At 72.1% G+C, this 13,468-nt stretch carries 7 protein-coding genes; 3 read left to right on the forward strand and 4 right to left on the reverse strand.

The annotated features are described in order from the left end of the window. Positions 1-8: 8 nt before the first annotated feature. Both KOI35_RS32490 and KOI35_RS32495 read right to left on the reverse strand, forming a co-directional pair. Positions 9-1,094, reverse strand: a complete 1,086-nt coding sequence (locus KOI35_RS32490; protein WP_215792510.1) for a 5'-methylthioadenosine/S-adenosylhomocysteine nucleosidase family protein — start codon at positions 1,092-1,094, stop codon at positions 9-11. Next, positions 1,091-2,698 (reverse strand): AbeC-like domain-containing protein, encoded by a 1,608-nt coding sequence (locus KOI35_RS32495; protein WP_215792511.1) that lies wholly within the window; start codon positions 2,696-2,698, stop codon positions 1,091-1,093. Before KOI35_RS32495 ends, KOI35_RS32490 begins: the two co-directional genes overlap by 4 nt. A 220-nt stretch (positions 2,699-2,918) precedes the next feature. Here KOI35_RS32495 and KOI35_RS32500 point away from each other — a divergent pair, with 220 nt between their 5' ends. Further along, positions 2,919-5,879, forward strand: a complete 2,961-nt coding sequence (locus KOI35_RS32500) for an ATP-binding protein (RefSeq protein ID WP_215792512.1) — start codon at positions 2,919-2,921, stop codon at positions 5,877-5,879. On the opposite strand, the gene KOI35_RS32505 is transcribed toward KOI35_RS32500, so the two are convergent. Next, a complete protein-coding gene (locus KOI35_RS32505) occupies positions 5,820-6,314 on the reverse strand; it encodes a DUF6197 family protein (protein WP_215792513.1) in 495 nt (164 codons plus the stop codon). The two genes, KOI35_RS32500 and KOI35_RS32505, sit on opposite strands and share 60 nt — an antisense overlap. A 70-nt stretch (positions 6,315-6,384) precedes the next feature. Here KOI35_RS32505 and KOI35_RS32510 point away from each other — a divergent pair, with 70 nt between their 5' ends. Both KOI35_RS32510 and KOI35_RS32515 read left to right on the forward strand, forming a co-directional pair. After that, complete coding sequence (locus KOI35_RS32510) at positions 6,385-6,822, forward strand: hypothetical protein (protein ID WP_215792514.1); 438 nt, start codon at positions 6,385-6,387, stop codon at positions 6,820-6,822. A gap of 126 nt (positions 6,823-6,948) precedes the next feature. Further along, entirely contained in the window at positions 6,949-11,118 is a 4,170-nt protein-coding gene (locus KOI35_RS32515; RefSeq protein WP_215792515.1) for a HelD family protein, read from the forward strand. A gap of 304 nt (positions 11,119-11,422) precedes the next feature. Here KOI35_RS32515 and KOI35_RS32520 read toward each other — a convergent pair whose 3' ends face one another. After that, on the reverse strand, positions 11,423-13,435 hold the full coding sequence (locus KOI35_RS32520) for a cellulose binding domain-containing protein (protein ID WP_308121246.1): 2,013 nt from the start codon (positions 13,433-13,435) through the stop codon (positions 11,423-11,425). Positions 13,436-13,468: the final 33 nt, after the last annotated feature.

A 13,468-nucleotide genomic window follows, 5' to 3' on the forward strand; every position in this document is an offset into this window, starting at 1 on the left:
CCTCCGCCCTAGGCCCGGCGCTCGGCGAGCAGGGCGTAGAGGACCTCGGCCGAGGCCCGCGCGGCGAACCGCTTGAAGCGGTCGTCCTTCGCCGGGTCGGCCCCGTCCATCACGCCCTTCACCACGAGCCAGTCCGGGATCCGGTGGTCGTGCGCCACCATGGCGATCGTCGCCGCCTCCATGTCGACGGCCAGCACCTTCCGTTCGCCCATGCCGGCCAGCCGGTCCCAGATGCCCGGGTCGGCGACCACCGCGCTGCCGCTGGCCATCGGGCCGGCGAGCACCGCGAACGGCAGCCGGTCGGGTCCGTCGACGTCACCGGCCATCAGGCGCTCGATCCGGAGACGACCGGCCCGGGTCAGGTTCCATCGGCGGCCGCGCAGCACGATGAGACCGTCGCCCTCGAGCCGGCTGACCATCGCGGGCCAGACGCCGGGCGGCACATAGCGCGGACGGGCCGCGTGCAGGCGCGGCTCCTGGCCGTGGTGCAGGCGTTCGAGGAACCAGTTCTCGGACTCCTCCCCGCCGACCGTTCCGTAGGTGGGCAGACCGGCCGGCTCGAACTCCTGGACGGCGCGCAGCTGCCGGGTGTCCAGCGGGTAGTGCCGGTGCTCGCCGGTGAAACCGGTGCCGGTCAGCCGGCCCTCGTCGTACTCGTACGCGGGATCGGCCACGACGACGTCACCCGGCGCGGTGCGGTCCGGGTGGCCTGCGCACACGCCGGACATGGCCAGGCACTGCGGCCGGAGCCGGAGGGCGAGCTGGGCGGCGATCGGGGCGACGCTGCGGGCGCCCATGGTGGTGGCCCGCGCGAGGGCCAGCCGGAGTCCGGCCCGCTCACCGGTCAGGTAGGGCACCGGGCCGTCGGCGTCGTGCTTGTGCCATGTCGTCCCGGCCGCGTCCCGGGCCGCCTCGAACTCCTCCAGCAGGGCCGTGACGACCAGGACGTCCACGCCGTGAGCGGGCTCGGCCCGATCCGGCTCGACCCGGTCCGGTTCCGGCCGTGCGGGCCGGTTGATCGTGCCGCCGACGTCGCCGTTGACCGTGGCGTGGCCGCCGTCGTTCCAGAGGCCGACGTTCATGTCCCCGGTCACGAGCCGGACCCGTCTTCCGGTGCCGGCGGGTTGATCGTGCCGCCGACGTCGCCGTTGACCGTGGTGTTGCCGCCGTCGTTCCAGAGGCCGATGTTCATGACGGAGGCGCTGCGGGCGCGGTACTCGGCCGTGTCCACGCCGTGCTCGTCCAGGAAGTCCAGGACGTCGGCGTGCACGCGGGTCTCGATCAGCCGGCGGAACTTGCGGTAGTCCTGGCTCTGCGGGAAGTTGCGGAGCCGGTCGCGGGTGCCGAGCTGACGGACGCTGACCAGCGCACCGCGGTCGGCCGGTCGGCGCGATCCCCGGCGGCGGAACGCCCGGCCCAGGCCGGCCACCTCGACGACGGCGGTCAGCAGTCGTTTCGGCGCGGCGGCCACGGTCCGCGGCGTCTCCCGCAGGCCGGTGGCCAGCGCCCGCAACCACGCCTTGGCGCCGTGCCCGCCCTCGAGGTCGACGATGCGGTACTGCTCGTTGCACGGCGCCATCGAGGTGGTGGTCACGGCGAGATAGAGCGACCGGCCCTGCACCGCGATGTGCACGTGGACGGTGATGACGATCTCGCCGCCCCACGAGACCACCTGGCAGACCAGGTAGTGCCGGGCGGGCCGGGTCGGGTTGCGGATGATCTCGTCGACGTCGTCCGGGTCGGTGATCAGCGAACGGACGCCGTCCTCGCGCGCGGACCGGAAGACGCGGTCGGTGACGGTGAGGTTCGGGATCCGCGTCTCGGCCTCGCCCGTGGTGAGTTGCTCCAGGTGCCGCCGGACGTACGCGATGAGCTCGCCGGCCGTGAAGGGCGGCTCGGCGAACTCCCGCTTGCGCTCACTGAGCCGGCCGCCACCGGGCCGCTCCGGCTGCTTGCGGACCAGCCGGGTGGCGAAGTCCCAGGTGATGTCGATGTCGCCGGCGCCGATGAACGGCTCGAAGTTGCTGTAGACGATGGTGTTGGCGTTGCGCTGGCCGTTGATGTCGCGCAGGCGCTGGTTGCTGCCGACCGCGGGCGCCGGTCGCTCCGCGGCGAACTCGTTGACCCGCTTCTGCCGCCAGAGCGCGAAGCCGACCGGGAGGACGAGCACGACGACCACCGCGGCGATCGCCGGTCCGGCCCCCGCGGGTGCGGGCCGGGCCACCACCACGGCCACCAGCAGCGCGGTGATCAGCCACGACGCGGCGAACCCGAACAGGACGGCCACCGAACGCCGGCTGCTGCGGGTCGGCGTGCCGCGCTGGCCGTCGCTCCACTCGTGGAAACGCTCACGTACGACGTGCCGCGCGGAGCTGGTCGTGCGGAGGGCGGCCAGCGCGGCGACGGTCGCGGCGAGGGCCCGCCAGTCGACGACCGCGGTGAGCAGCAGACAGAGGACGATCGCGGCGTCCTGTGCGATCGCCAGGCGGCGGGCGCGCAGGCAGTGCCACAACACGGTGACGAGGTCGAAGCCGTACGACGGTGCGACGAAGCGGCGCTGGTCGTGATAGACGTCGCGCAGGCACCGGCGGCGGAAGTGCGGGTCCAGATAGGCGCCGACCGAGAGGTAGCGGGTGGCGGTGGTCGGGTCGGGGTCGGGGAGTTCGGTGGAGGCCGGTTCCATGATCTGCAGTGCCATCGGTCATCCCTCACGACGGTCAACTTGCTGTCAGATGGACACGAACGAGGGTAGGCGCGGTCTATCGTTCTTGTCAATCGGACACTTAAGGCCGTGCTCGACCGGTAGATCGTCCCGGAAAGATCTACCGGTGCCCTACCGCCGCGAGGCCGGTTGTGATCACGCACCTGATTGCGTCAGAATGACAATAAGCGGGTGTCCCCGAGGATGAGGGCGGGCCATGCGGTACCGGATTCTGGGTGATCTCGAGGTCCGCGACGTCGCGGGCGAACCGATCGCGCTGCCCGGCGGCCGGGCCCGGGCCGTGCTGGCCACCCTGCTGCTGCGGCCCGGCCGCCTGGTCTCCACCACCGAGCTGCTCGAGTCGGCCTGGGGCGACCCCGACGTCGACCCGGCTCAGCTGCACAAGGCGGTGTCGGCTCTCCGCGCGGCCGGCCCTCCGATCAAGATCAAGACCCACCCCGGTTCCGGGTACGCCGTGACGACCGCCCCGGACGACCTCGACGCCTCGGTCTTCGGGCGGTTCGTCGAGCGGGCCGAGGTGGCCCACCGGCTCGCGGACACCGACGAGGAGGTCGTCTGCCTCCGGGCGGCGCTCGACCTCTGGCGGGGCGGGTCGCCGCTGGCCGACGTACCCCTGATGGCGTTCCAGGGCGACATCGAGGCCCTGCGCCGCCGTCGCCGGAGGTGCGCCGAGTCGCTGTTCCCGCTGGTCATCGCGCGCGGCGAGCTCGCCTGGGCGGCCGAGCAACTGGCCGGCTTCGTCGCCGAGTACCCGGACGACCCGCAGCTGTGCCGCCTGCTGATGCGCGCGCTCTACTGGGACGGCCACGCCGAAGAGGCGGTCGCCGTCTACGAACGGTACGAGGAGGGCACGGCCAGCCCCGATCCGGAGTTGCGGCATTTCGCGTACGCGGTGGCCCTGCGCGACGACGAGCAGGTGACGCGGACCGGCGGCGCGGGCAAGGTGACCGAGCCGATGCCCCAGCCCCGCCAGCTGCCCGCCCCGCCGCCCTACTACGTCGGCCGGTCCGATCAGCGCGCCGAGGTGACCCGCCTGCTCCGCGAGTCACGGCGGCCGGTGGTGACGATCGCCGGTCCGGGCGGGGTCGGCAAGACCGCGCTGGCCCTGCGCTCCGCCCACGACGTGCTCGAGTCCTTTCCGGACGGCCAGCTCTGGGCCGGTCTGCGGGGCATGAGCGACCGGCCCGCCGATCCGGCCGAGGTGCTCGCCGAGTTCCTGCGCGCCCTGCGGGTGCCGGCCGTGCCGGCGACCCGGCCGGAGCGGGCGGCTCTGTTCCGGTCCGTCGTCGCGAACCGCCGGATGCTCATCCTCCTCGACGACGCACGGGACGGCGCCCAGGTGCGCGACCTGCTGCCCGGCGACGGTCCCAGCGTCGTGCTGGTCACCGCCCGCCGCCGGCTGCCCGACCTGGACGCGCCGGCCCACCACGTCGCGCCGCTGACCAAACTCGACGACGAGACCGCCGAGGCGCTGTTCCGCCGGATCGTGTCGGCCGGCAGCGTCGATCTGTCCGGCGAGCGGGACGCGGTCACGGCCGTGGTCCGGATGTGCGACGGGTTGCCGCTGGCCCTGCGCACGGCCGCGTTCCTGCGGGTCGAGGGGTTCCACCGGACCACCGGCGAACTTCAGCGGCGCCTCGTCGAGCAGGGGACGGCCGGTTTTGCGTACGGGGAAGAAAGCGTGGCCCGCACGATCGGTGCCGGACTCGCCCCGCTCGACCCCCGCGGCCGCCGGTTGTTCGCCGGTCTCGGCGGACTCGCCATGACCACCTTCGCCGAATGGACGGCGGCCGCCGTGCTGGACGAGCCGGGTCCGGCCGCCGGTGACGCCCTGGCCCAGCTGGCGGCGATCGGCCTGGTCGAGCCGGCCGCGGGCCCGGGGCGTTACACCTTCCACGAGCTGACCCGGGAATACGCCCGCGGACGGGCCGACAGCACACCCGACGTCGCGGGGCGGGTCGGCCGTGCCCTGCTGACGCTGGTCCGGCACGCGCACACCGCCTTCTACGACGAGGACTTCGACGTGGCGCACAGCGGCGTGCCCGACGTCGAGGTGCCGGCGGCCGAACTGGCGGCGGCGGCCACCGACCCGTACGCCTGGTTCGAACGGGAACGCCGCACCATCCGCGCCACCATCGGTCAGTCGGCGGCGCTCGGCCACACCGAGGTGTGCTGGGACCTCGCCGTCTCGGCCCACGAGTTCTACGCCCTCGGCGGCTACTTCGACGACTGGCGGTCGACCCATGAGATCGCGCTGGCGGCCTGCCGCGCGTCCGGGGACAGACGCGGCGAGGGCGTCGTCCTGACCATGCTCGGCATGCCGCCGCTGGTCGCCAGCGGCCGGACCGGGGTGTCCGGCGTGCCCGAGCTGGAACGGGCGGTGCGGCTGCTGGCCGAGACGGGGGAGCAGCACGTGCTCGCGGTGGCCCGGCGCACCCTGGCCAACGCGCTCCGGCGCAACGGGGAGATCGCCCGCCCGCTGGCCCTGTTCGCCGAGGCCCTCGAGCACCACCGGCGCAGCGGCGACCAGGTCGGGAGCCAGCTGACCTTGCGGTTCATCGGGCACGCCCACCTCGACCGCGGCGACGCCGGGCCAGCCGTCACGGTGCTGCGCGAGGCCGTCCGGCTGGCCCGCGAGCAGGGCCAGGCCCGGGTGCTCGCGCCCGCGCTGTACTGGCTCGGTCAGGCTCGCCTGGCCGCGGGTGACCTGGCCGGCGCGGGTGCGGCGTTCGACGAGGTGCTCGGGTTGTCGCCGCCGGAGAGTGGACTCGCTCACGCGTACGCGCTGCACGGGCTGGGCGACCTGGCCCGGGCCGGATCGGACGCGGGGCCGGCCCGGAACCGGCTGGAACGGGCCGAGGCGCTCGCCCACGACGGTGCCGACGCGGGTCTCGAAGGCCGGGTGGGACTGTCGATCGCGGCACTCGAGGCGTCGCTGGGGCGGCACGGCGCGCGGATCACCGCGCTGCACCGGGCGCTGGTGCCGATCCGGTCGTACGGCTCGATCACGCTGGAGGCCCGGGTCGAAGCCGAGCTGGCCGACGCGTACGGGAAGCTCGGTGATCCGGCCTCGGCCCGGGCCGCACGCGACCGGGAGTCAGCGCTGTACGACCGGGGTGAGGTGCCGCTGGGGGACCGGCCCGCTCGTCCTCTGTGAGGTGACCCGGGCCGTGGCCAGGTCGAGCAGGCGTACGACGTCGTCCGCGGTCCGGTACGGCCGGTCGTTCCAGGTGGTCAGGTCGCGGACCCGGGCCGCCCGGACGATCGGCGGGACCGGCGGGCCGACCGGATCGGCGCCACCCGCCGTGCTCGCGTCGAACAGGGTGCGCCAGAGCGCGTCGATGGCGGGACAGGCGTACTCGGGCTTCGGGCTCACCTGCCACGCGCCCTGCATCACCCCGCCGACCAGGCACGCCGCCACCACCTGGCTGCGGTCGAGCCGGGCCGGGAAGAACCGTTGCGGAAAGCGGCGCGGGCCGGACTTCGTCTCCGTGAGGTACCAGGAGTGCTGCACCCAGCCCCTGGTGATGACGCCGCGGGTCGCGCTCAGGACGACCATCGCGTCCTCATGCCGGTTGCCGTAGGTGTCCATGTCCACCTCCTGACGTCCATTGTCGCCCTTGCCGCCGTCTTTGTCGTACCCCGGCACTAGGCTGCCCGCCGTGGGTGCCTCCGGATGGGACTACTACGTCCCCTATCAGCCTGACCTCGCCGCCGCGTTCACCAGCCTGCGGACCAAGGTCTTCGACGACGGTGACTATTTCTGGGCGGTGCACTACGACTTCGGCAAGACGGCCGCCGATTTTCCGGACCGGCCGCGCACCATGGACGAGCTCTGGTCGTCCGAGGATGTGCAGGAGTCGGGCACGCACTCGATCGTCGACATGAGCCGGCTCTCGACCACCGCTGGTCCCGGCGTGGTCACGCCGCTCACCGACGCCGAGGCTCTTTCGATCGCCGGCTCTTCCACGTTGACGCGTGCACACGTCGAGCGGCTGCAGGAGGCGGCGTACGAGCGGTGGAGCGGTCGTTGCGCCGTGCTCCACGACGCCGACGGTAAACCCGCCGAGATCTATTTCTGGGGCGCCAGCGGCGACTGATCCTGCCGGTTTTCTGTCGTACCCCTCTGCTTGGCTTACGACACGGTCAGTTGTTGATCGTGCGAATGCCCGATGGCTGGACGTTCGAGCATCACGCATGGTGTTGCGGAGCGATGGGGGGATCCGTTGTCGGAGATTCTGGCGGCCGAGCAGAAATACTTCGACCACGTGTCGGACCACCGTGAGCGGATGCGGCGCGGGCTGCTCGACGCGCCCGCCGCCGCGGCCAACGCCGGTGCCGCCGTCCGGCTGCGCAAAGACGCCGAGGCCCGGCTGGCCCGCATCGGCGAGCCCGACGACGCCGTCGCGGTCGGGCGGATGGACGACGACGAGGGCGAGACCCTCTACGTCGGCTACCAGACGATCTTCGACGACGACTCCGAGGTGCTGGTCGTCAACTGGCAGGCGCCCGCCGCCGCCCGCTATTACACGGCGACGCACGCCGACGCGGCCGGCCTCGTGATGAAGCGCAGCTTCGAGACCAACGGCAACACCATTTCCTCGTACGAGGATGTCGTGTTCCGCCAGCTCGCCGCCGCGGTGGCCGAGCTCGAGGGCCCCGACGACGCCCTGCTCGAAGACCTCAACCGCGACCGCACGGGCCAGATGCACGACATCGTCCGGACGATCCAGGCCGCGCAGTTCGACCTCATCCGCGCCCCGCTCGACGAGATGCTGATCATCCAGGGCGGCCCCGGCACCGGCAAGACGGCGGTGGCCCTGCACCGGGTGTCCTGGCTGCTCTACAACTTCCGCGACGCCCTCGCCCCGCAAGACGTGCTGATCGTCGGCCCCAACCCGACGTTCACCCGCTACACCCGCACGGTGCTGCCCAGCCTGGGCGACACCAGCGTGGCCCAGCGCGACATCGGCCAGTTCCACCCGGCCGTCCGTCGCGGCCGGCTCGAAGACGTCGAGGTCGTGCGGCTCAAGGGCGACGGGCGGATGGCCGGCCTGCTCCGCCGCGCGCTCTACGACCGGGTCGGCGTCGCGCCCGACCAGCGCCCGATCGAGGCGCAGGTCGACGGCCGCCCGGTGGTGTTCACCGCCGACGAGATCAACGAGTTCGTCGCCCGCAGCCGCCAGACCCCCGGCACGTTCGCCCAGCAGCGGCAGATCTTCCGCAGCCTGATGGTCAACACGGCCACCGAACGTGCCCGCGAGCGCCGGCTCGGCGTCCGCACCGGCCTCGACCAGCTCATCGAACGGCTGTGGCCGTCCTTCCGGGCGCCGTCGTTCCTGCGCGAGCTGTTCGGCTCGCGCGGCCGGCTGCTGGCCGCGGCCGGCGAGACGATGACCGACCGCGACATCACGCTGCTGCACCGCCGCCCCGCCGACCGCATCGCCGACGAGGTGTGGAGCGACGCCGACCTGCCCCTGCTCGACTACCTCGACACGCTGATCAACGGCCTCGACGAGCGCTACCGCCACATCGTCGTCGACGAGGCGCAAGACCTCTCGCCTATGCAGCTGCGCTCGATCGCGATGCGCTCGGCGACCGGCTCGATGACCGTGGTCGGCGACATCGCCCAGTCGACCGGCCTGTGGGCCCGCGACGACTGGGACGACGTGCTCGCGCACCTGCCGGCCCAGCTGCCGCAGCGCATCGAGGAGCTGCGCTACGGCTACCGCGTGCCCCGCCAGGTCTTCGAGATCGCGGCCCAGCTGCTGCCCTTCGCGGCGCCCGACGTCACCGCCCCGCAGGTGGTCCGCGACGGCCCGGCCGACCCGGTGTTCCGCCACCCCGACGACGACAGCCGCGCCGGCGCCGCCGTCGAGGCCGCCATGGCCCACGCCTCCCACGGCCGCTCGGTCGCCATCATCTGCCCCGCCGTCCACCGCTGGGCCGTCGAGGCCGAGCTGACCCTGCGCGACGTGGCCTGGCGGGCCGCTTCCCGCAACGAACTCGGCCAGGGCGTCAACCTGGTGAGCCCCCAGGAGGCCAAGGGCCTCGAGTTCGACGCCACCGTCGTGGTCGAGCCACGCGACATCATCGCCGAGGACGAGCGCGGCCACCGCCTGCTCTACGTGGCCCTGACCCGAACGACGCGCTACCTGCACGTGGTCGGCCCCCTGCCCACGGCCGAGCCGCCTTCTTTCGTGATCGAGCCGCTGCCCGCCATCGGCACCGCCCAGGTCCCCACCCCACGCGTCGCGCCGCTCGAACAGCTCCCACCATCAGGCAGCACCGCCGTCCCGGCCGATGGGCCCGTCACACCCCTTCCCTCAGCGGTCGAGCCCGCCGCGTCGGATCGTGAGCCGGCTTCGTCCACTCTCGACCCGGCTTCGCCGACCTCAGACTCCGCCAGGTCCGCGGGCTCACACACCGGGCCTGAGCCATCAGCTCGCGGCGTGGGGTCGTCGACTCGCGGGGCCGGTTCGTCTGCTGCCGCGCCGGCGGCTTCGTCGGCTCTCGACCCGGCTTCGTCGGCTCTCGACCCGGCTTCGCCGGCCGGGCTCGCGACGCCGGCCTCAGACCTTGTCACGTCTGCGGGCTCACACGCCGGGCCTGAGCCATCGGCTCGCGGTGTGGGGTCGTCGGTTCGCGGGGCTGGTTTGTCTGCTGCCGCGCCGTCGGCTTCGTCGGCTCTCGACCCGGCTTCGCCGGCCTCAGACTCCGTCAGGTCCGCGGGCTCACACGCCGGGCCTGAGGCATCGGCTCGCGGTGTGGGGTCGTCGGTTCGCGGGGCTGGTTTGTCTGCTGCCGCGCCGTCGGCTTCGTCCGCTCTCGACCCGGCTTCGGCGGCCGGGCTCGCGACGCCGGCCTCAGACCTTGTCACGTCTGCGGGCTCACACGCCGGGCCTGAGCCATCGACTCGCGGCGTGGGGTCGTCGGCTCGCGAGGCTGGTTCGTCTGCTGCCGCGCCGTCGGCTTCGTCGGTGGTGCCGGCGACGTCTGTTCGTGGTGGTGTTCTGTCGGCTGGGCTCGCGACGTCGGGTTCTGATGCGGGGTCGTCGGCGGAGTCGACTGTTGATTCTGGCTCGTCGTCCGGCGCGTCGGCGGTCTCATCGGTCGTGCCCCTGACGTCAGGCGGCGACGGCGGTTCGTCTATCGAGTTCGTGGTGTCGGCCTCTGAATCCGGTTCGTCTGCTGCGGTGTTCGGCAGCCCCTCGCCTGTATCCGTGGCGTCTGGTCCCGGGGTGGGGTCGTCGGCCGCGCCCCTGACGTCAGCTGCTGACTCCGTTCCGCCGGCTGGCGTCGCTGCGGCGTCATCGGATGAGCGCTCGACGTTCGCGCCCGGCCGTCGGCTGTCGGCCGGAGTCGTGATTTCGAGTCCCGTGCCGGCCGGGCTTGTTCCTCCCTCTGTCCCAGCGTCCGCCATGGTGAGCCCGGCTGCGGAGGTCGTGACTTCTGATCCCGAGCTGCCTGACCCGCTCTCGGAATCCCCGGCGTCCGCGTTCACTCCGATGCCGCCGGCCGCCGCGGCCGAGTCGTCGACTCCGGCGCCCCAGCAGTCATCTGTCGAGGTCGTGACTTCGCCTCCCGCGTCTGTCACCTCGGCTCCGGCCACCGAGCCGTCGGTTGACGCGGTGGCCGGACGGCCCACTGAGGCCGCGACGTCTGAACCCGTCTTCATCAGCTCGGTGACGACGGTCGACTCGCCGGTCGGGTCATCCGCAGCCGCCGTCGCTGATGATTTCTCGCCCGCAGACGCCGAATCATCGACGCCTGCCGCCGCTTCGGTGCCGGTGCGGCAAATGCCGTCGATTGTCGTGGTGACAGCTCCGGACGCCGTCTCGACCCCCGCAGCGATGACGGCGCTGACCAGCACGACGAGTCCCGTCGCATCACCGATCCCGACCACGCCGATGGCGCCGGCCGAGACCGAACCCTCGCCCGCGGCTCCGACCCCTACCCTGGCCCCGCCCCCGGCCATGACGGCGATTCCGCCCGCGGCCGCACCGCCCGTCCCGGCGACGCCGTCGGTCTCGGCCGCACCGCTTGTTCCGGTCACGCCGCTTGTTCCGGTCATGCCGTCTGTTCCGGCCGCACCGCTCGTCTCGGCGACGTCGTCGGTTTCGGGCGCACCGTCTGTTCCGGTCACGCCGCTTGTTCCGGTCGCGCCGTCTGCTCCGGCCGCGTCTGTTCCGGCCGCGCCTGTTGCGGTCACGCCGTCTGTTCCGGTCGCCGCTCCTGTATCGGCCGCGGCGCCCGCGACGGTTCGGGGCACGCTTTCGGCTCAGATCGTCGAGTTCGTCGCTACCGAGTTGGCCAATCAGGTGCGCGACAACCTTCAGCCGGCCCAGTGGCAAGCGGTGCTCAAGCGGGTCGGCGAGCTGCTGACCGAGGACTGAACCTGGCCGGTCGGTCGTGGGGCCGGAGCACATGGCGGCGCGCAGCGACAAGGTCGTGCAGGCCTTCGACTCACCGTATGACGAGCCCACCATCAACGCCGTCCAGCGGGTCGCCCGGAGTCGGGACGTCAGCATGGCCCCGATCGTCGGCGCGACCAAGCCCTGCCACCTGGGCGAGGCCGTCGCCGCCCGCTACATCGAACGGACCGACGACGAGGTCACCACCATGCAGGAGCCGTACGTCGAAGACGGGCCGTTTCCCTGTACGGACGAGTGGCTCACCCGTACAGGGAAACGGGGTTGGTTATTCGCTCTTGCAGACGTTGCCGTTCAGCGTGAACGCCTCGGGCAGCACGTTCGGGCCGCTGTAGTTGCCGACGAAACCGACGTTTGTTGTTGCGCCTGGGGCCAAGGGTGAGTCGCCGGTGACGCGGACGGTTCGGCCGTCGGCGGTCCAGACGGCGTTCCAACCGCTGCCCAGGCTCTGCCAGGTGGTGGGCCAGGCGAAGGTCAGCGTCCAACCCGTTATGGGCGAAGCCGTCTTGTTGGTGATGTCGATCGCGCCGACGTAGCCGTTGCCCCAGTCGTTGGTGTCGCGGAACTTCACCGTGCACGGGGCGTCGGCGGGCGTGCCGGTCACGAACGTGAGGGGGAGCGATGCGGCTGACGCGCGGCCGCTGCCGTCACGCGCTACCACGTTCACTGTGTAACGGCGGCCCGGCTCCAGGTTGCGTACGGTGAAGGAAGTTGACGTTGTCTCTCCGAGTTGTTCGGCGACACCGTTGTTCTGGCGGTAGACCTCGTACTTGAGCCCGGCCGCGCCCGCCGGCCACGAGATCGTCGCGGTGCGGTCGGTGGTGGTCGAGGTCAGGCGGCCGGGAGCAGCGGGCGCGGCCGCCGGGTTCGCCGAGTGCAGGGTGAGCAGCGAGATCGAGTAGGGCGGCAGGGTCTGCGCCGACGCCGAGCCGGTCGACGCCGAAGACACCGCGTGGGCGCCGTTCGTGAAGGTGGCGACCGTCGGCGTACCGGCCGCGGGTGTGAAGCCGTGGTAGTTCAGGGCCACTGTGCGGGCGGCGTCCGGGTCCTTGTTGATCAGCAGGACGGCCAGGTCACCGTTGGCCCGGCGGACGGCGTGCGTGCTGACCAGCGCGTTGTCGGTGCCGGTGCCGATGAAACGGTCACCCGGACGGGCGAAGTCGCCCATCATCGACAGCGCATAGTAGGGCGCGAACGGCGTGTTGAGCGGCGGTTGGCAAACAGAGGCGTTGCAGTTGCCGCTCGAGAGCAGCCCGAAGTCCTGGTAGTCGGTCTGCCCGGCCACCTCGGAGACCGTGCCGATGCCGTTGTGGACGTTCCACCAGTGCACGGTGAACACGCCCTGCGCGAGCAGCCCGCTGTAGACGTCGGCCAGGAACAGCGCGCCGGGCTGGGTGTTGCGCCCGATGTCGACGTTGGTCTCGGTCATGCTGATCGTGATGCGGCCGGCGTTCGTTCCCGCGTACGTGTCGATCTGTCGCCGCAGCAGGAAAGCCGCGTCCTGGATGTGACCGTTCTTGGTCAGCGTGTCGGCCGCCGACGAGCCGCCCGGATACCAGTGCACGTCGACGAAGTCGATCACCGAGCCGGCCCGGGTCAGCACCTCCTGGTTCCAGCTGCCCTGGTCACCGGTGCCCACAATGCCGTCCGGCCAGTTGCCGGGCATGGTCAGCACGGCACCGATCTTGATCGTCGGATCAACGGCTTTCATGGCTTGCGCGTACGCCGTGACCGTGGCCGCATATTCCTTCGGGCTCTTGTCGGCGTGCTCGTCGGCCTCCCACGCCGATCCGTAGTGCCCGTTTCCGTAGTTCTCGTTGCCGATGGTCCAGTACTTGGCGCCGTACCCCTTGGTGACGTTGGCGTAGCGGACCCAGTCGGCCGCCTCCTGGGCCGTCCCGGTGCCGTAGTTGGCGATGATCATCGGCTGCGCGCCGGTGCGGCGGGCCCCGGCCATGAACGTGTCGAAGTCGGTGTCGGGCGCGACGTAGCCGCCGGGCGCGGTGTGGTCGCGCCAGTGGTAGATGTCGGCGTACGAGCCGCCCGGATAGCGGACCATCGAGACGCCGGCGTCCTTGAGCAGGCCGGACACTTCCGGGGTGCCGAGCTGGGAGTCCCAGATGGCGTGGTTGACACCGAGCGCGACGTCGCCGACGGTGGCGAGCCCGGCGCGGGTGTCCACGTCGACGCGCACGTCGGCGGGGGCGGCTATGGCGGGGGTGGGGGCGGCGGCGACGGCCGCGAGCAGGACGGTGCTCGCGAGCAGGCGGGCGATCTTCACTGGACTCTCCGCAGAGTTCGATCGATTGGGAGC

The organism is Paractinoplanes bogorensis, from assembly GCF_018829635.1.
GTDB lineage: Bacteria > Actinomycetota > Actinomycetes > Mycobacteriales > Micromonosporaceae > Actinoplanes > Actinoplanes bogorensis.

Excerpts from the sequence above, each read along its gene's own strand:
- KOI35_RS32495 (WP_215792511.1), bottom strand. The coding sequence starts at position 2,698 with ATGGCACTGCAGATCATGGAACCGGCCTCCACCGAACTCCCCGACCCC.
- KOI35_RS32500 (WP_215792512.1), top strand. The coding sequence starts at position 2,919 with ATGCGGTACCGGATTCTGGGTGATCTCGAGGTCCGCGACGTCGCGGGC.
- KOI35_RS32505 (WP_215792513.1), bottom strand. The coding sequence starts at position 6,314 with ATGGACACCTACGGCAACCGGCATGAGGACGCGATGGTCGTCCTGAGC.